Source organism: Pseudomonas sp. PSE14 (assembly GCF_029203285.1).
Classification (GTDB): Bacteria; Pseudomonadota; Gammaproteobacteria; order Pseudomonadales; family Pseudomonadaceae; genus Pseudomonas.
In genome coordinates this window covers 545,538-563,536 of the sequence record NZ_CP115669.1, presented here as the reverse complement: position 1 = coordinate 563,536, position 17,999 = coordinate 545,538, and the positions used below count along the sequence as shown (strand labels likewise).

The 17,999-nt window shown below is 60.7% G+C and carries 8 protein-coding genes and 1 tRNA gene; 8 read left to right on the top strand and 1 reads right to left on the bottom strand.

Annotated elements, in window-relative coordinates:
* The first annotated feature begins 11 nt into the window (after nucleotides 1-11).
* The 5 genes from dnaG (at nucleotide 12) to O6P39_RS02530 (ending at nucleotide 9,089) form a co-directional block, all read left to right on the top strand.
* Nucleotides 12-2,018: a DNA primase gene (gene dnaG / locus O6P39_RS02550; protein ID WP_275609915.1), complete on the top strand. Its 2,007-nt coding sequence runs from the start codon at nucleotides 12-14 to the stop codon at nucleotides 2,016-2,018.
* A 79-nt stretch (nucleotides 2,019-2,097) separates the two neighbouring features.
* Nucleotides 2,098-3,954 carry an RNA polymerase sigma factor RpoD gene (rpoD, locus tag O6P39_RS02545; RefSeq protein ID WP_275609914.1) on the top strand — a complete coding sequence of 619 codons (1,857 nt, stop codon included), beginning with the start codon at nucleotides 2,098-2,100 and terminating at the stop codon, nucleotides 3,952-3,954.
* A gap of 106 nt (nucleotides 3,955-4,060) precedes the next feature.
* Nucleotides 4,061-7,795: an EAL domain-containing protein gene (locus O6P39_RS02540; protein WP_275609913.1), complete on the top strand. Its 3,735-nt coding sequence runs from the start codon at nucleotides 4,061-4,063 to the stop codon at nucleotides 7,793-7,795.
* 16 nt (nucleotides 7,796-7,811) lie between these two features.
* Nucleotides 7,812-7,888 (top strand) — tRNA-Ile (locus tag O6P39_RS02535).
* A gap of 127 nt (nucleotides 7,889-8,015) precedes the next feature.
* Nucleotides 8,016-9,089 carry a site-specific integrase gene (locus O6P39_RS02530; RefSeq protein WP_275609912.1) on the top strand — a complete coding sequence of 358 codons (1,074 nt, stop codon included), beginning with the start codon at nucleotides 8,016-8,018 and terminating at the stop codon, nucleotides 9,087-9,089.
* A gap of 78 nt (nucleotides 9,090-9,167) precedes the next feature.
* Here O6P39_RS02530 and O6P39_RS02525 read toward each other — a convergent pair whose 3' ends face one another.
* On the bottom strand, nucleotides 9,168-10,163 hold the full coding sequence (locus O6P39_RS02525) for a hypothetical protein (RefSeq protein ID WP_275609911.1): 996 nt from the start codon (nucleotides 10,161-10,163) through the stop codon (nucleotides 9,168-9,170).
* A gap of 1,897 nt (nucleotides 10,164-12,060) precedes the next feature.
* Here O6P39_RS02525 and O6P39_RS02520 point away from each other — a divergent pair.
* The 3 genes from O6P39_RS02520 (at nucleotide 12,061) to hsdR (ending at nucleotide 17,952) form a co-directional block, all read left to right on the top strand.
* Nucleotides 12,061-12,450 (top strand): conjugal transfer protein TrbJ, encoded by a 390-nt coding sequence (locus tag O6P39_RS02520; protein WP_275609910.1) that lies wholly within the window; start codon nucleotides 12,061-12,063, stop codon nucleotides 12,448-12,450.
* Nucleotides 12,447-14,033: a TraI/MobA(P) family conjugative relaxase gene (traI, locus tag O6P39_RS02515; protein ID WP_275609909.1), complete on the top strand. Its 1,587-nt coding sequence runs from the start codon at nucleotides 12,447-12,449 to the stop codon at nucleotides 14,031-14,033. The genes O6P39_RS02520 and traI overlap by 4 nt, the downstream gene beginning before the upstream one ends.
* Before the next feature lie 442 nt (nucleotides 14,034-14,475).
* A complete protein-coding gene (gene hsdR, locus O6P39_RS02510; RefSeq protein ID WP_275609908.1) occupies nucleotides 14,476-17,952 on the top strand; it encodes a type I restriction-modification system endonuclease in 3,477 nt (1,158 codons plus the stop codon).
* Nucleotides 17,953-17,999: the final 47 nt, after the last annotated feature.

Here is a 17,999-nt window from a genome sequence, read left to right as displayed (position 1 = left end):
CCGATGAGTCTATGGCCGGCCTGATTCCACAATCCTTCATCGATGACCTGCTCAACCGCACCGACATTCTCGATGTGGTGAGCTCGCGCATCCAGCTGAAGAAGACCGGCAAGAACTACAGCGCCTGCTGCCCGTTCCACAAGGAGAAGACCCCCTCCTTCACCGTCAGCCCCGACAAGCAGTTCTACTACTGCTTCGGCTGCGGCGCCGGCGGCAACGCGCTCGGCTTCATCATGGACCACGACCAGCTGGACTTCGTCCAGGCGGTCGAGGACTTGGCCAAGCGCGCCGGCATGGACGTGCCCCGCGAGGAAGGCCGACGCGGCAACAAGCCCCGCCAACCGGTCGATTCGCCGCTCTACCCGCTGCTCAGCGCCGCCGCAGACTTCTATCGCCAGGCACTGAAAAGCCACCCGGCACGCAAGGCCGCCGTGGAATACCTCAAGGGCCGCGGCCTGACCGGCGAGATCGCCCGCGACTTCGGCCTGGGCTTCGCCCCGCCGGGCTGGGACAACCTGCTGAAGAACCTAGGCGGCGACAGCCTGCAGCTCAAGGCCATGCTCGACGCAGGTCTGCTGGTGGAAAACCCCGACAGCGGTAAGCGCTACGACCGCTTCCGCGACCGGGTGATCTTCCCCATCCGCGACAGCCGTGGCCGGGTGATCGCCTTTGGCGGCCGGGTGCTGGGCGACGACAAACCCAAATACCTGAACTCGCCGGAAACCCCGGTCTTCCACAAGGGCCAGGAACTCTACGGCCTGTTCGAAGCACGGAAGAACAACCGGGATCTCGACGAGATCATGGTGGTCGAAGGCTACATGGACGTCATCGCCCTGGCGCAGCAGGGTATCCGCAACGCGGTGGCGACCCTGGGCACGGCCACCAGCGAAGAACACATCAAGCGCCTGTTCCGCATCGTGCCGAACATCCTGTTCTGCTTCGACGGAGACCAGGCCGGCCGCAACGCTGCCTGGCGCGCACTGGAATCGGCGCTGAGCAACCTGCAGGACGGGCGCAAGGTGCGCTTCCTGTTCCTGCCCGAAGGTGAAGACCCGGACAGCCTGGTGCGCGCGGAAGGCCCCGACGCCTTCCGTGCCCGCCTCGCCCACCAGGCCCAGCCGCTGGCCGACTATTTCTTCCAGCAGCTCACCCAGGAAGCCGACCCCAGCACGCTGGAAGGCAAGGCGCACCTGGCAACCCTGGCCGGGCCGCTGCTGGAGAAGATCCCCGGCAACACCCTGCGCCTGCTGATGCGCCAGCGCCTGGGCGAGATCACCGGACTATCGAGCGACGCGCTCAACCAGATCAGCACGCCACGTTCCGGCCATGCCAGCCATGGCGCCACCACCCCCTCGCACGGCCCGGAGCAGCACGCCCACGAGTACGCCGACTACGACATGGGCCAGTTCGCCGACCACGGCGACAACCACTACCAGGATGCTTCGAACTACTTCGAGGCGCCGAAGGATTTTCCCGCTGGCAATGGCGGCGGCAAGCCGGGCAAGAAGCCCTGGAAAGGCGATCGCAAGTGGGACGGCAAAGGCCGCAAAGGCGACTTCACGCCGCGCCAACCGCGCACCGAGATCAGCGTCGAATCGCCGACCCTGACCGCCCTGCGGACCCTGCTGCATCATCCGCAGCTGGCGCAGAAGGTCGAGGATGCCAGCCACTTCGCCAACGAAGGACAGACTTACTCGCAGTTGCTCGCGGCATTGGTCGAAGCACTGCAGAAGAATCCGAAACAGGGCTCGATGCACCTCATCGCGCGCTGGCACGGAACGCCCCAAGGGCGCCTGCTACAGGTGCTGGCGGGGAAAGAATGGCTGATCGGTCAGGACAATCTTGAAAAGCAGTTCCGCGACACCATTACTACACTTGCACACAACCAACTGCTCAGCAGCCGCGAAGCCCGCCTGCAAAGCGTGCTGCGAAAGAATCCCAGTGAACTGACCGACGAAGAGAAAGCGTTATTGCGGGAGCACTACAGCACCGCCTCTTCATCAGGCGCCCAGAGCTGAACTGGCGCCTGAAGCCTCGAATCTGGTATAATCCTCGGCTTAATTTCAGCCCGCCAAGACCTTCAGTGGATAGGGTGTTATGTCCGGAAAAGCGCAACAGCAATCTCGTCTCAAAGAGTTGATCACCCGTGGTCGTGAGCAGGGCTACCTGACTTACGCAGAGGTCAACGACCACCTGCCGGAGGATATTTCCGATCCGGAACAGGTGGAAGACATCATCCGCATGATCAACGACATGGGGATCAACGTATTCGAGACAGCCCCGGATGCGGATGCCCTGTTGCTGGCGGAGACCGATACCGACGAAGCCGCCGCCGAAGAAGCCGCTGCCGCCCTGGCCGCGGTGGAGAGCGACGTCGGCCGCACGACCGACCCAGTGCGCATGTACATGCGCGAAATGGGTACCGTGGAACTGCTGACCCGCGAAGGCGAGATCGAAATCGCCAAGCGCATCGAGGAAGGCATCCGCGAAGTGATGAGCGCCATCGCCCAGTTCCCGGGCGCGGTGGACGGCATCCTCGAAGAATACAACCGCGTGGTCACCGAAGGCGGTCGCCTGTCCGACGTCCTGAGCGGCTACATCGACCCCGATGACGGCAGCCTGCCGGCCGAGGAAGTCGAGCCTGTCGACCTGAAAGACGACAGCGCCGATGCCAAGGCCAAGGACGACGAAGAAGACGAAGAAGGCGACGGCGAAAGCTCCGACGACGACGAAGGCGATGGCGGTCCGGACCCGGAAGAAGCCGCCCGTCGTTTCGGTGCAGTCTCCGAGCAGCTGGACAAGGCCAAGAAGGCCCTGAAGAAGCACGGCCGCGGCAGCAAGCAGGCCAGCGAGGAACTGCTCGCCCTGGCCGAACTGTTCATGCCGATCAAGCTGGTGCCCAAGCAGTTCGACGTACTGGTCGCCAAGGTCCGTGATTCGCTGGACAGCGTCCGTCGCCAGGAACGCGCCATCATGCAGCTGTGCGTGCGTGATGCCCGCATGCCGCGTGCCGATTTCCTGCGCCAGTTCCCCGGCCACGAAACCGACACCGCCTGGGTCGACACCGTACTCAAGGGCAAGCCCAAGTACGCCGAGGCCATCGAGCGTCTGAAAGACGACATCCTGCGCAACCAGCAGAAGCTGGTCGACCTGGAGGCCAGCTCGCAGCTGACCGTTGCCGAGATCAAGGACGTCAACCGTGCCATGTCCATCGGCGAGGCCAAAGCCCGCCGCGCCAAGAAGGAAATGGTCGAGGCGAACCTGCGTCTGGTGATCTCCATCGCCAAGAAGTACACCAACCGCGGCCTGCAATTCCTCGACCTGATCCAGGAAGGCAACATCGGCCTGATGAAGGCGGTGGACAAGTTCGAATACCGTCGCGGCTACAAGTTCTCGACCTACGCCACCTGGTGGATTCGCCAGGCGATCACCCGTTCGATCGCCGACCAGGCCCGCACCATCCGTATCCCGGTGCACATGATCGAGACCATCAACAAGCTCAACCGTATCTCCCGCCAGATGCTGCAGGAGATGGGCCGTGAACCGACCCCGGAAGAGCTGGGCGAACGCATGGACATGCCGGAAGACAAGATCCGCAAGGTCCTGAAGATCGCCAAGGAACCGATCTCCATGGAAACGCCGATCGGTGACGACGAAGATTCGCACCTGGGCGACTTCATCGAGGACTCCACCATGCAGTCGCCGATCGAAGTGGCGACCAGCGAGAGCCTCAAGGAAGCCACCCGCGAAGTCCTCGCCGGCCTCACCGCTCGCGAAGCCAAGGTCCTGCGCATGCGCTTCGGCATCGACATGAATACCGACCACACCCTCGAGGAAGTCGGCAAGCAGTTCGATGTAACCCGTGAGCGTATCCGCCAGATCGAAGCCAAGGCGCTGCGCAAGCTGCGCCACCCGTCGCGAAGCGAGCATCTGCGCTCCTTCCTCGACGAGTAATGAAGAACCCCCGGCCGAAAACCGGGGGTTTTTCTTTGGGGCCTTCCACTGGGCAAAGTGCCACGTCTACACTTCGGCGTAATCCCCCCCTGGAATGAGGCCCTCCATGCCGCGTCTGCAGGCAGTTCTACTGTGGTGCCTCGCATTCTGGGCCGGGCAGGCGCTCGCCCTGAGCCTCACACCCGAGGAACAGCGCTGGCTGCAGGAACACCCGAGCCTGCGCCTGGGCGTCGACACCTCCTGGCCGCCCTTCGAATTCCGCGACAGCGACGGCCACTACCAGGGCCTCGCCGCCAGCTACGCCAACCTCATCGCCCAACGCCTGAACGTCCAGCTGGAACCGGTGGAGCCGGCCAACTGGGGCGAACTCCTGCAATGGGCCCGCGACGAGAAGATCAATATCCTCCCCGGCGTCATGGCTACGCCGGAGCGCGTGGGCTACCTGACGTTCACCCGCCCCTACCTCGATTTCCCGATCATCATCCTCGCGCGCGACGACGGCCCCACACCTCGCAACCTCACGGACCTCTATGGGCTGAAGGTCGGTGTGGTCGCCCATTACGCACCCTATGAGCTGCTGGTCAACAACCACCCTGATATCAGCCTGCAACCGCTGCCCAGCATCGCCGCCGGCCTGCAGGCCCTGGCCACGGGACAGGTCGATGCCTTCGTCGGCGATCTCGCTTCCAGCATCTGGAACCTGCGCCAGCTCAAGCTCGAAGGGGTGCAGATCAGTGGCGAAACGCCTTACCGCTACCAGTTGGCGATGGCCGTTCCGAAAGACCAGGCCATCCTCGCCGGCATCATCGACAAGGCTATCGCCGAGCTCACACCCGAAGACATCGAAGCCCTGCAGGAGCCCTGGGTGGGCGGCCTGCTCGATAAACGGCCGATCTGGCGGGAAATGCTCGGCATCGCCCTCCCCGTGTTCCTGCTGATCGCCTTCACCGTCCTGGTGCTGATCACCATGAACCGCCGCCTGCGCAGCGAAATGCAGCGGCGGGAAAAGCTCGAACTGGCCCTGCGCGACAGCGAGCAGCACTATCGCGGCCTGGTCGAGAGCCTGACCGCCATCGCCTGGGAAATGCGCCTGTCGGCAAACCGCTTCACCTACGTCTCCCCCCACGCCCAACGCCTGCTCGGCTACCCGATCAAGGACTGGCTGGAGCCCGGCTTCTGGCAGCGCACCCTGTACCCGGACGACGCCGAGCAGGCTGTTACCTACTGCATGAGCGAAAGCCAGGCGGGCCGCAACCACAGCTTCGACTACCGCATGCTCGCCGCCGATGGTCGCGTAGTGTGGATTCGCGACATCGTGACACTGATTCAGCACGGCAACGATCAGATCCTGCGCGGCCTGATGATCGACATCACTGAAGCCAAGCAGACCGAACAGGCACTGCGCCTGTCCGAGCAGAAGTTCGCCTCGGTGTTCCACCACTGCCCGGACATCATCGTCCTCGCCCGCCGCGACGACGGAAGGTTGCTGGCCGTGAACCGCACCTTCGAACAGCAGATCGGCATTGCCGCCAGCGAGGCACTGGGTAAGACCTCCACCGAACTGGGCATCTGGGGCGAACCCGGCATGGGGCCGACGATGCTCGCCCGCCTGCAGGGGCAGAACCTCGACAACATCGAGATCCCCCTCAATCGCCGGGATGGCAAACGCTTCACCGGGCTGCTCTCGGCCCAGCACATCGTCCTCGACGCCACTCCCGCCCTGGTCGTGGTGGTGCGCAACATCACCCAGGTCAAGCAAACCCAGGAACAGCTGCGCGTCTCCGAGGAAAAATTCGCCAAGGCCTTCCACGCCTCCCCCGACGGCATGCTCATCACCCGCATCAGCGACGGGCGGCTGGTGGAGGTCAACGAAGGCTTCACCCGCATCACCGGGTACGACCGCGCCGAAGTGGCCCAGAGCTCCACCTTGAGCCTCGGGCTCTGGGCCAACCCGGCCGACCGCGAGCGCCTGCTCAGCTTCATCGACCAGGATTCACGCGTGCAGGACTTCACCGTACAGATCCGCACCCGCGACAGCAGCCTGCGCCTGTGCGAACTGTCCGCCCACCGCATCACCATCGGCAGCGACGACTGCCTGCTGACCATCGCCCGCGACATCACCGAACGCCAACAGATGCAGGAAAAGCTGCAACTGGCCGCCACCGTCTTCGAAAGCACCGCAGAAGGCGTGATGATCACCGACGCCAGCCAACGCATCATCGCCGTCAACCGCGCCTTCAGCGAAATCACCGGCTACAGCGAAGCCGAAGCGCTCGGCCACTCGCCGCGCCTGCTCTCCTCAGGCCAGCACGACAGCAGCTTCTACATAGCCCTCTGGCACCAGCTCAATGCCGAAGGCCACTGGCAGGGCGAAATCTGGAACCGCCGCAAGAACCACGAGCTGTACCCGGAGTGGCTGACCATCAGCGCCGTGCACAACACCGACGGCGAACTGTCGCACTACGTCGGCGTGTTCGCCGACATCTCCACGCTCAAGTACGCCCAGGCGAAGCTCGACTACCAGGCCCACCACGACCCGCTCACCGGCCTGCCCAACCGCCTGCTGTTCGAAAGCCGCCTGACCACCGCGCTCAAGGAAGCCCAGGAAGACCACCACCAGGGCGCCGTGCTCTTCCTTGACCTCGACCGCTTCAAGCACATCAACGACAGCCTCGGGCACCCGGTCGGCGACCTGCTGCTGCAATCCATCGCCCATCGCCTGCGGGATCAGCTGCGTGACATCGACACCGTGGCCCGACAGGGCGGCGACGAATTCATCATCCTGCTGCCCGGCCTGCACCAGGCGGTGGACGCCGAACACGTCGCGAAAAAGCTGCTGCACTGCTTCGAAAGCGCATTCATCGCCGGCGAACAGGAATTCTTCGTCAGCGCCAGCATCGGCATCTGCCTCTACCCCGGCGACGGCAGCGACGTCGCCACCCTGGTCAAGAACGCCGACGCCGCCATGTACCGCGCCAAAGCCCAGGGCCGCAACCGCGTCGAGTTCTACACCCGCGAACTCACCTTCCAGGCCACCGAACGCATGGCCCTGGAACACGAACTGCGCCGCGCGCTGGAAAGCGACCAACTGCAGCTCTACTACCAACCCAAACTGGCGCTGGGCAGCGGCCTGCTGGTCGGCGCCGAAGCCCTGATCCGCTGGAAACATCCGCAATTCGGCGCGATATCCCCGGACCGCTTCATCCCGCTGGCTGAGGAAAACGGCCTGATCCTGCCGCTGGGCGACTGGGTCCTGCGCGAAGCCTGCCGGCAGATGAGCCGCTGGCAGGACAGCCACGCCGCCTTCGGCCCCCTCTCGGTCAACCTCGCCGGCGCGCAACTGCGCCAGCCCCATCTCATCGAACGCATCCGCGACCTGCTCGCCCGCTACCACCTGCAGCCCTCGCGCCTGCAGCTGGAAATCACCGAAAGCTTCCTCATGCACCAGACCGAAGAAGCCCTCGACATCCTCCACGGCCTGAAAGGCCTCGGTGTGCAACTTGCCATCGACGACTTCGGCACGGGCTATTCGTCCCTGAGCTACCTCAAGCAGCTACCGCTGGACATCCTCAAGATCGACCGCTCCTTCGTCCACGGCCTGCCCGACGACCCGCACGACGCCGCCATCGCCCGCGCCATCATCGCCCTGGGCCGCAGCATGAACCTCACCGTGATCGCCGAAGGCGTGGAACACCAGGCCCAGGAACACTTCCTCGAAGCCGAAGGCTGCGACCAGATCCAGGGCTACGCCTTGAGCCCACCGTTGCCAGCCGACGCCTTTGCCAACCGATTCCTCACTCCACTGAACTCGGTTGGCGCTCCGGAAAACGCATCGGTATAATCCGCCGGCCTTCTGGGGGCCTATAGCTCAGTTGGTTAGAGCAGAGGACTCATAATCCTTTGGTCCACGGTTCGAGTCCGTGTGGGCCCACCAAATCAAAAGCCGCGCAGTGCGCGGCTTTTTCATGTCCGCGAGAAAATCAGCTAGACCAGTCCTATAGTCCAAAGGTACAAATTCAGTACAGTGCCGGTACAGCGGCGCACCTTGGGAGCAGGAAAAGATGGCCACCATCGTCAAAACGGATGCCGGTACCTGGAAGGCCCTGGTACGCAAAACCGGCTGGCCAACCAACACCAAAACCTTCCGCACCAAACGAGACGCCGAAGACTGGGCACGCCGCACCGAAGACGAAATGGTCAGGGGCGTGTACATCCAGCGCAGCGGCTCTGAGCGCATGACCTTGGCAATGGCGCTGAAACGCTACCTCAGCGAAATTAGCCCTACCAAGAAGCCGACCACCCAGCGCGCGGAAGCTACCAAGGCCCAGCAACTGATCAGCCACCTGGGCAAATACTCCATGGCCGCCCTCTCCGCTGAAATCATCGCCAGTTACCGCGACACTCGCCTGGCCTCGATCACCAATCGCGGTAAGCCCACCAGCAACAACACCGTGCGCCTGGAGCTGGCCCTGCTCAGCCACCTGTTCACCGTGGCGATTCAGGAGTGGGGATTGGGCCTGAGCTTCAACCCAGTGCTGAACATCCGCAAACCAAGCCCCGGAGAAGGCCGTGACCGGCGCCTATCTGCAGAAGAAGAACGCCGCCTGCTGACAGCCGTAAACAATCACAGCAACCCCATGCTCGGCTGGATCGTCCGCATCGCCCTGGAAACAGGCATGCGTTCCTCTGAGATCACATCCCTGCGCAGGCATCAGGTCGACATGAAAAAGCGCGTAGTGCGCCTCTCAGACACCAAGAACGACAGCGCACGCACCATCCCTCTCAGCAAATGGGCTACAGAAACTTTCCAGGCAGCGCTGAACAACCCTGTTCGGCCGATTGACTGTGACTTGGTGTTCTTTGGCGAACCCGGCAAAAACGGCAAGCGCAGCCCTTACGCATTCACCAAGACCTGGGGCTTGCTGAAGACCAAGCTGGGCATGCCCGACCTGCGCTTCCACGACCTGCGGCACGAGGCGGTCAGTCGGTTGGTTGAGGGCGGCTTATCCGACCAAGAGGTGTCCGCCATCAGCGGGCATAAGTCGATGCAGATGCTCAAACGCTATACCCATCTACGCGCAGAAGACCTTGTAGGCAAACTGGACAAGCTGACCAGCCAGCGCAACGTACCTTAACCGACACACCAAGCGCGCCCAAACCACTACCTGATGCAGAAGCAGAGACTGTCGAGCATTTGGCAGCTCTTGATTAGGTCAGGGCATCTCGATCTCTACCGCGGGCCGCTTCAACCGCTTTTCAGGCCTACCAGCCCCCACCCGACTACCACCCCAACCTGCGCGGCGTTCTGCAGCAGCGCTAAGCCACGCCTCGGCACGAAGCAGCAGATCAAAAACGGCTTTCCGCTCGTCAAGTAGAGAGCGGTGAAAAGCTGATCTCTGCTCACGCAGCACACCGACCTCCAGATCGTGATCATCTAGCGCCTGAATCAAAGTGGGCAGCGCTGCAGCCCCTTCAAAACTCCCCACACGCCTTACCACAAGCTGCAACGTCAGCGGCCTATAACGCTCAAGCCAAGGAACAATCTGGCCAGCGTCAATGGCCTCCTTCCACCACGAGCGCAACTTCTCCTTCCTTGCCTGATTGGAAAGCCTACGGAGGTGATCAGTAAATTGCGGCGACAACTTACGCCCAAACCAGTAGTCGTCAGACCTAGGCCGCAACTGATGCGACTGCTCTTCGCTGACGCCACCAATGGGGACTCGGTGCACCCTGCAGTGTTTATTGCCGTTCAAAACGAACCGCCAGCACATGGAGCAAAAGCAAGGAGCTGGGGCCTCCTGGGCATAACCAAAGATCACATTGATCGCCTGCGCTGCCCCCATTAGCTGCCCCAGTGAAACAAGCAAATCAGGAGAAGCCCGAGCTGGAGAGATCAGGGCATGACCCATTTCGCTAAACGTCACCCAACTCAGTTTTCGTCCATTCAGAAAGACAAGAGCTGAGTTCAAGCCATCAACCAGCCGCTGGTAATCCGCAAGATTGGGATAGCGCACCACGCGCTCCAAAACTTGGCTCACATGCTCCTTCAAGATCCGCCTGAAAATGATTGGCCTCAACGCCTCAGCCGAAGCTTGCCGCGAGATATCGGCTACAAACGGACGCCACATCGGCACACGCAACCACCCATGCTTTACGCAAAGGATGAATTCGACCTCATCAGGCTGTGGTCGGTGATGTTTTCCGTACATGCTAAATGCGCGATCTCAATGCGAAATTCAAAAATCCGACAGAAACCCATCAAACCCCAGACTTCACGCAGGCTGTAGAGTTTTTCAAGTGCCAAATTTTAACTCTTAAAACCGAAAGAGGAATGCTCCTAGGATTTAGCCGTAACTGAACCAAGGAGCACCGTCATGCCCACAACCCAAGAAATTCTGACCGCGCGTTGCGGAATCTTGATGACCTACGAGCAACTGGGAGAAGTCATGCATCGAAGCCCAGAAGCGCTCCGAATCACGCTCTCTGACAACAGGACTGAGTGGGCTCGGAGCATCAACGCAGCCAAGCGGAAATGGGGACGCCGCGTGCTATTTCGCACGGAGGACATTGCGAGACTGATCGACGACGGAATCAGCAACTAAAACGCCCGCCCTCGTATAAAGCGCCCCGATCATGAGCATAAAAATCTCGAGCCTAGTGTGGGAGCACTATCCAGCAGGCGGCTGCGAACTCCTTACGGCCCTGGCCTATGCCGACCATGCCCACGATGACGGAACCAACATCCGCCCCAGCGTCGCTTACATCGCCAAGAAAACACGTCAGAGCGAGCGCAGCGTTCGCCGGTATCTCGCACAAATGCGCGAAAGCGGATGGTTGCTCACGGTTCGGTACGGTAATGGCGGACGCGGGTTTGCCACGGAATATCGGGTCAACCCTCTGTGGATAACTAACCCTGACAAACTGCCACCCTTTGCCCCAGAAGCAAGCGAAACCCTGACAAATCAGGTCAAAAAGGATGACAGCAGAGGTAGCAAAAGGGTGACACCCGTGTCAGCCCAACCATCAAGAACCATAAAAGAACCTACAACAGCGCAAAACGGGCACCTCCCGCCCCTCAAAATCCCCGCAGAGTTATCTGGCCAAAACCGAGCCGCAGCTCAGAAGTTGGTGCACCAGTGCCCTGCGCCGCAGCGTCAGCTTGTCCTCGACGAAGTCGCCGCGCTGATCGCAACAGGCCGAGTCCGAAACCCTCTCGGGTTACTTCGAAAACTAGTGGAAGTGGCTCAGCTTGGTGAGTTTGTGCCCGGTGCAAAACAGCAACCAAGGGAGCCAAACAGAGCAGCAAGCGTACGAAACCACAATTGCGTACCGGATGAGCACTTAGGTCGCCAATCACTGGCTGCGTTACGTGCGAGGCTCGAGAAGCAAAGCGAGCCCAAGCGCCACCAATGACGGAGATCACAGATCTAATGGAACCAACGGCATCGAGGGAGAAATATGGGCACAAACACATCCCAAGCACATGACGGCGCGGAAGCTACGAGGGAAGGCTCATCTGCTCAAACAAAGACCAAGACACTCTCTGAGCGAATCGCCGCACACGTTATGCGAAAGCCTGATGCCAGCATCGCCGCTCGCAACCGCAGCGCTTTTATCTCTCTGCGCGAGGAGATCCAGCTGGCCTACAGCAGCGGCTGGTCACTGCTCGCCATATGGAAACTGCTGCACTAGGAGCAACGAATTCCATTCACCTACCAGGCATTTCGTCGCTACGCCCGACAACTGATCACCGCCCCTCAGCCATCACAAACCACCAAGCAGGAACCTACCCGCCCAAAGGCAATTACGTTCAGCTCAACCGCAACCAAAGGGCATCTGCAGTGAACATGAACAGCCCCTCTGGCGTACAACCTGCCGTTAAAGCGTTCAAAACACGTTCAACCTGCAACTGCAGCGTTCAATACGCAAGAGTTGCACTGCTACGTGTCAACAAGAGGCACGTTAAAAGCGCTGAGATGCGGGGCAGGGTAGTTTGTGCAGGCCCACACCTCCGGTGCGCGCCTTACAAAGAGGCTGTATTCGCGCTTCGCACTCAAGGCCCCACCCTGCCCTGCGGGGTCACAGCAAACAGGCAGGTTGAACGCCATGGGTGAGAGCACCAGCCGGCGTGTGGAGCCGCCCATCAAGGTCTACTGTCTACCTCATGAGCGCGAACGGATACTGCGCAACGCCCAGGCATCTGGGCACAGCGCATCGCGCTACTTGCTCCTGGTGGGCCAAGGCTACGAAGTCTCCAGCATCCTGGATTACAAATACGTCGAGGAGCTGGCAAGGGTGAATGCCGATCAGGCACGCCTGGGCAATTTGCTCAAACTGGCTCTGACCCACTATGACCACCTCCCCGCCTACGGGCAGATGCAGACCAGCCGCACCCTGCAAACGCTGGTGGAGGAAATTCGAGAAAGCCAGCAGACACTACGCTCAACCATGGCTGTCCTGGTCACCCCCATCGCGGCGCGGAGAACCCGCCCGTGATCGCCAAGCATGTAGCCATGCGCTCACTGCGCAAAAGCAGCTTCAGCGAGCTGGTGCGCTACATGTGCGACCCGCAGGACAAGCGTGAGCGTGTCGGTCGCGTACAGATCAGCAACTGCCACTCTCTGGAGGTCGAGGATGCCATCTTGGAGGTCACGGCCACGCAAGCGCGAAACGTGCGTTGCGAGACCGACAAGTCCTACCACCTCATCCTCAGCTTCCGCGCTGGCGAAGAGCCAGACGAAACGGTTCTGGAGCAGATTGAGCAACGTATCTGCACAGGCCTCGGTTACACCGAACACCAACGAATCAGCGCCGTCCATCACGATACCGACAACATCCATATCCACCTGGCCATCAACAAAATCCATCCATCTAAGCTGACCCTCCACTCGCCCTTTCGTGACTACAAGACCCTGAACCAGCTCTGCGAGACACTGGAGCAAGAATTCGGCCTAGAGCGCGACAACCATCAGTCTGAGCGTCAGGCAGCTCGTGGCCGTGCGAGCGACCTAGAGCACGCCGCCGGCGTTGAAAGCCTCATCGGATGGGTTCGTCGTGAGTGCCTGGAACAAATCACCGCCGCCGATAGCTGGAGCGCCCTGCACCAGGTGATGCAAACCAACGGCCTTAGCCTGCAACTACGAGGCAACGGCCTAGTCATTACCAGCGCAGACAACACCACCATGAAGGCCAGCTCGGTATCGCGGGACATATCGAAGACCAAACTGGAAATGGCCCTAGGGAAATTCCAGGCATACGGAGCAAAAGAGCATCGGATACCCGCCCGACAGTATCAGCCGCACCCCATGCGCTCACGTATGGACACCAGCGAGCTGTTCGCCCGCTACCAAGCCGAGCAAACGAGCTGCGCCGCCGCACGCACCAAGGCCACCAGAGATGCTATGGCTACCCGTGACCAGCAGATCACTAACGCCAAGCGTCGAGCAGCCATCAAGCGCAGTGCCTTAAAGCTCTCCGGCGCCGACCGGTTGGCCAAGAAGATCCTCTTAGGTCAGATCAGCAAAACGTTATTGGCAGACATCGACAGCGCAAGAGTGCAACACCAACAGGCGTGCCGTGAGCTGACCCAGCAACACCGCCAACGCAGTTGGCATGAGTGGCTACAGAACCAAGCACGCCTCGGTGATGCAGACGCCCTTGCTGCGCTGAGAGCGCGGCCCTGTGCCAACGGCCTCAAGGGCAACACCCTGAGTGGAGAAGCCAAGGCCACTTCACTCCCTTCACCGGCACTGCCTCCCGACAGCATTACCAAGCAAGGCACCCTGATCTACCGATGTGGCGAGACAACCATTCGCGATGACGGCAGCGCACTTCAGCTGTCACGTAATGCCGATCCAGAAACCGTGATCACTGCGCTGAAGCTGGCTGTTCAGCGCTTCGGGCAGCCGCTCAGCGTGAATGGTTCAGCTGACTTCAAGCAGCAAGTCCTAGAGCTGGCAGCCCAGGAGCGCCTGACCATTCGCTTCCAAGATCCCTTACTGGAAAAACAACGCCTGACACTACTGGCTAGCAAATGCCAGCAATCTGGGAAGAGAACCTCCCTGGGCGTGAGTCGCTAAGTCTCAATGGAGTCAGGCGAACGAAAGCCGGAGATGCTTAACGAAGTGGAGGTAGCCCAACCGGCCCCATCTGAAGAGCCCGACTCACATGCGCCAGGGCTAGCAGCAACACCCCGGGTGTAGGGTCATCCAGAGCGGCCCTCAGATAAGCCCTGATCGTCTCTTCATCCTTCAGATGCGCTGCCGCATCAAATGGCATGTGCATAACTTTCCGCTTCATTACCTTCTCCGTCGAACCATAAGCCAGTAAGGCTGCACTTGCAGCAATCGTTAGGCCTTCACGAAGCCCCGGCGACAGAACGGGAAGCAAACACGAAAGCCGAAATTTAGCAGCTAAATTTTTGCTCCCCCTGCCCCACCCATCTTGAGTAAGCTTCCTGTAGTTCTGCGCAGTAGATCTCAATTTGGCGCAGTTAGAGGAAATGGGCTCAAAGGATCGACCATGGCAGCCAGTAGTAACTTCGCTTTTCTTCAGGAACACGACCCGCTGTTCCTGCAATTAGCCAGCACCGCTGAACAGGTATTCGCCGCCGATCCCAACACCACACTGATCAAACTGCGCCAGTTGGGCGAGGCATTGGCCCAAGATCTGGCTAGCCGCGCCGGTATCGAGTTCGATACCAACACCACTCAGGCCGATCTGCTCTACAAACTCAGCCGCGAAATCCAGCTAGATCAGAACATCCGCGGCCTGTTCCGTACTCTGCGCGTCGAAGGTAACAAAGCCACCCACGAGTTCCGTACCCAGCACCGCGAGGCCATGGATGGGCTAAAGGTCGCCCGCGCTCTGGCCATCTGGTATCACCAGTCTTTTAGCAAGAACGCCCACACCTTCAAACCCGGCCCCTTCGTCACCCCTAGCGACCCCAGCGCTCCGCTACGCGACTTGCAGAGTCAGATCGAACAACTCAAGGCGCAATTGAACGAATCCACACAGCAGTTGGAGAGCAACCAGCAGCTGGCAGAGCTGCACAAGCGTGAAGCCGAAGAGTACGCCGTACTCGCCGAGCAAATGGACGCCGAATCGCGCAGCCATAAGCAGCTGGCTGCCGAGCACGAAGCTGCGCTGCGCAAGCTACGCAGTGAGCACGAGCAACGCATCAAAACCCTGCAGCTCCAGCTATTGACTCAGCCGCAGGCTGCGCAGCAGGTCATGCACTGCACCATGCACGCCACCAGCAGCTTTGACCTGAGCGAAGACCTCACCCGCATCCTAATCGACCAGCAACTGATCGAAGCCGGTTGGGAAGCCGACTCACTCGACCTCACCTACAGCAAAGGTGCACGCCCCGAGAAAGGTAAGAACAAGGCCATCGCCGAATGGCCCACCAGCAACGCCAAGGCTTGCGCCGACTACGTGCTATTCGCTGGACTCACGCCAATCGCCATCGTTGAGGCCAAGCGCAAGCGCATCAACATCGCCGACCGCATCCCCCAGGCCGAGCGCTATGCCCGCGAGTTCAACCTCGCCGCCGAGCATCAGCAGCCCTGGCTACAGGCCGGTCAAGCGCAGCCTTGGAGCGACGGCCAGGGTGGCCACTTCCGCGTACCCTTTGCCTTCGCCTGCAACGGCCGGCCCTTTATCAAACAGCTCGCAGAACAGTCGGGTACTTGGTTCCGTGATCTGCGCAGCCCAGCCAACACTCGCCGGCCACTGCCGGACTTCCACACGCCGGATGATCTGCTTGATCTGCTCAAACGCAGCCAGGCAGAAGCCGAGGCCAAACTCAAAGCCGAAGGCTTCACCTACCTCAAGTTGCGCGACTACCAGGAGAAGGCCATCCAGGCCGTGGAGCAGGCACTGGCCAGTAACCAGCGCGACTGTCTGCTGGCAATGGCTACCGGCACCGGGAAAACCCGCACCATCATTGGCCTGATGTATCGCTTCCTAAAGGCTGAACGCTTTAAGCGCATTCTGTTTCTGGTCGACCGTAGCGCTCTCGGCCAGCAAGCCATCGACTCGTTCAACGACACCACGCTTGAGCAAAACCACACCCTGGCGCAGATCTACGACATCAAGGAGCTCGGCGACATGGCCGCCGAGGCCGAAACCCGCGTTCAGGTCGCCACAGTGCAGGCCATGGTCAGCCGCATCTTCCGCTCAGACAACCCACCGCCCGTAGGCGAGTTCGACTGCATCATCGTCGACGAAGCCCATCGGGGTTATACCCTCGACCAGGAAATGACCGAAGGCGAGCTGGCAGTGCGTGATCACAGCCAGTACCTCTCGCAATACCGCCGCGTGCTTGACCACTTTGACGCCTGCCGCATCGGCCTCACCGCCACCCCGGCCAAGCACACCAGTGAAATCTTCGGCAAACCGGTATTCACCTACAGCTACCGCGAAGCCGTGGCCGACGACTGGCTGGTGGATCACGAACCACCGATTCGCTACGAAACCCAACTCAGCAAGCACGGTATTCGCTTCGAGAAAGGCGAGTCGGTCAGCGTTATCAACACTCAAACCGGTGAGGTCGACGTAGCCGAATTGGACGATGAACTCACCTTCAACATCGAGTCGTTCAACCGCCGCGTGATCACCCCGGCCTTCGACAAGGTCATCTGCGACGAGTTGGCCAAAGAGCTGGACCCGTTTGGCGACGAGAAGACCATGATCTTCTGCGTCAATCAGGCCCATGCCGAGCGTGTCAAAAACCTACTCGACGACGCCTTCAAAGAAGCCTACGGCGAGCAGTACAACCAGGCCGCCGTGGAAATCATCACCGGCCAGAGCGACAAGGTTGAAACGCTGATTCGCCGCTACAAGAACGAGCCCACCCCAAATATCGCCATCACCGTCGACCTGCTCACCACCGGCATCGACGTACCGAAAATCTGCAACCTGGTGTTTATGCGCCGGGTGCGCTCGCGCATCCTCTACGAGCAGATGAAAGGCCGCGCCACTCGCCGCTGCGACGACATTGGCAAAACCGTATTCCGCATATACGACCCCGTCGACCTCTACGCCAGCCTGGAAGCGGTCGACACCATGAAGCCCCTGGTGAAGAACCCCAACATCAGCCTGGAGCAACTGGTCAGCGAACTAACCAGCGGCGCCAGCCATGACGCACCCGGCAGCCAGGACGACAACAGCCACGCCCATGATGTGCTCGACCAGTTGAGCCAGCGCGTGATGCGTATCCTGCGCAAGGCCCAGCACAAGGCCGAGGACAAACCCACGCTGAAGAAAAAGCTCGATGAGCTGCAAGACGTGTGGGGCGTTGAGCCGGCCCAATTACATAAACACCTGCACGACCTTGGCCCGCAGCAAGCGGCCAACTTCGTCCGCCAGCACAGCCAGCTGATCAACCAGCTCGCCGCTGTCAGTGCCCTGCTCGGTTCGGAGAACTACCCGGTTATCTCCACCCACAGCGACGAACTGCTGGTGCGCGAGCAGAACTACGGGCAAAACCAGAAACCAGCCGACTACCTGGAAAGCTTCAACGACTTTATTCGCAACCAACTCAACCAGTCCGCTGCCCTTGGCGTGGTGGTAAACCGCCCCAAGGATCTGACCCGCGAGCAACTGCGCGAAGTCCGCCTGCTGCTCGACCAGCACGGTTTCAGCGAAGCCAGCCTGAAAAGCGCTTGGCGCAACCAGACCAACCAGGAAATCGCCGCCAGCATCATTGGCTACATTCGCCAGGCTGCCATCGGCGAAGCCCTACTGCCCTTCGACCAACGCGTGGCCAAGGCCATGCAAACCATCTACACCCAGCAACCTTGGACGCCCGTACAACGCAAATGGCTGGATCGCCTGGCCAAGCAACTGGTGCATGAAGTGGTCATCGACCCGCAGCAGGTCAACGATGCCTTCCGTAACGACGGCGGCCTCAAAGCCCTGGATCGCAACCTGGGCGGCAACCTGGATCGGGTGCTGGAAGCCTTGAACGAGAACTTGTGGCAAGCAGTTAGCTGAGTGATTGACAGCTGCTATACATGAACGCTTAGACTGTCCTCAGTCCT

Excerpts from the sequence above, each read along its gene's own strand:
- dnaG (WP_275609915.1), top strand. The coding sequence starts at position 12 with ATGGCCGGCCTGATTCCACAATCCTTCATCGATGACCTGCTCAACCGC.
- rpoD (WP_275609914.1), top strand. The coding sequence starts at position 2,098 with ATGTCCGGAAAAGCGCAACAGCAATCTCGTCTCAAAGAGTTGATCACC.
- O6P39_RS02540 (WP_275609913.1), top strand. The coding sequence starts at position 4,061 with ATGCCGCGTCTGCAGGCAGTTCTACTGTGGTGCCTCGCATTCTGGGCC.
- O6P39_RS02530 (WP_275609912.1), top strand. The coding sequence starts at position 8,016 with ATGGCCACCATCGTCAAAACGGATGCCGGTACCTGGAAGGCCCTGGTA.
- O6P39_RS02525 (WP_275609911.1), bottom strand. The coding sequence starts at position 10,163 with ATGTACGGAAAACATCACCGACCACAGCCTGATGAGGTCGAATTCATC.
- O6P39_RS02520 (WP_275609910.1), top strand. The coding sequence starts at position 12,061 with ATGGGTGAGAGCACCAGCCGGCGTGTGGAGCCGCCCATCAAGGTCTAC.
- hsdR (WP_275609908.1), top strand. The coding sequence starts at position 14,476 with ATGGCAGCCAGTAGTAACTTCGCTTTTCTTCAGGAACACGACCCGCTG.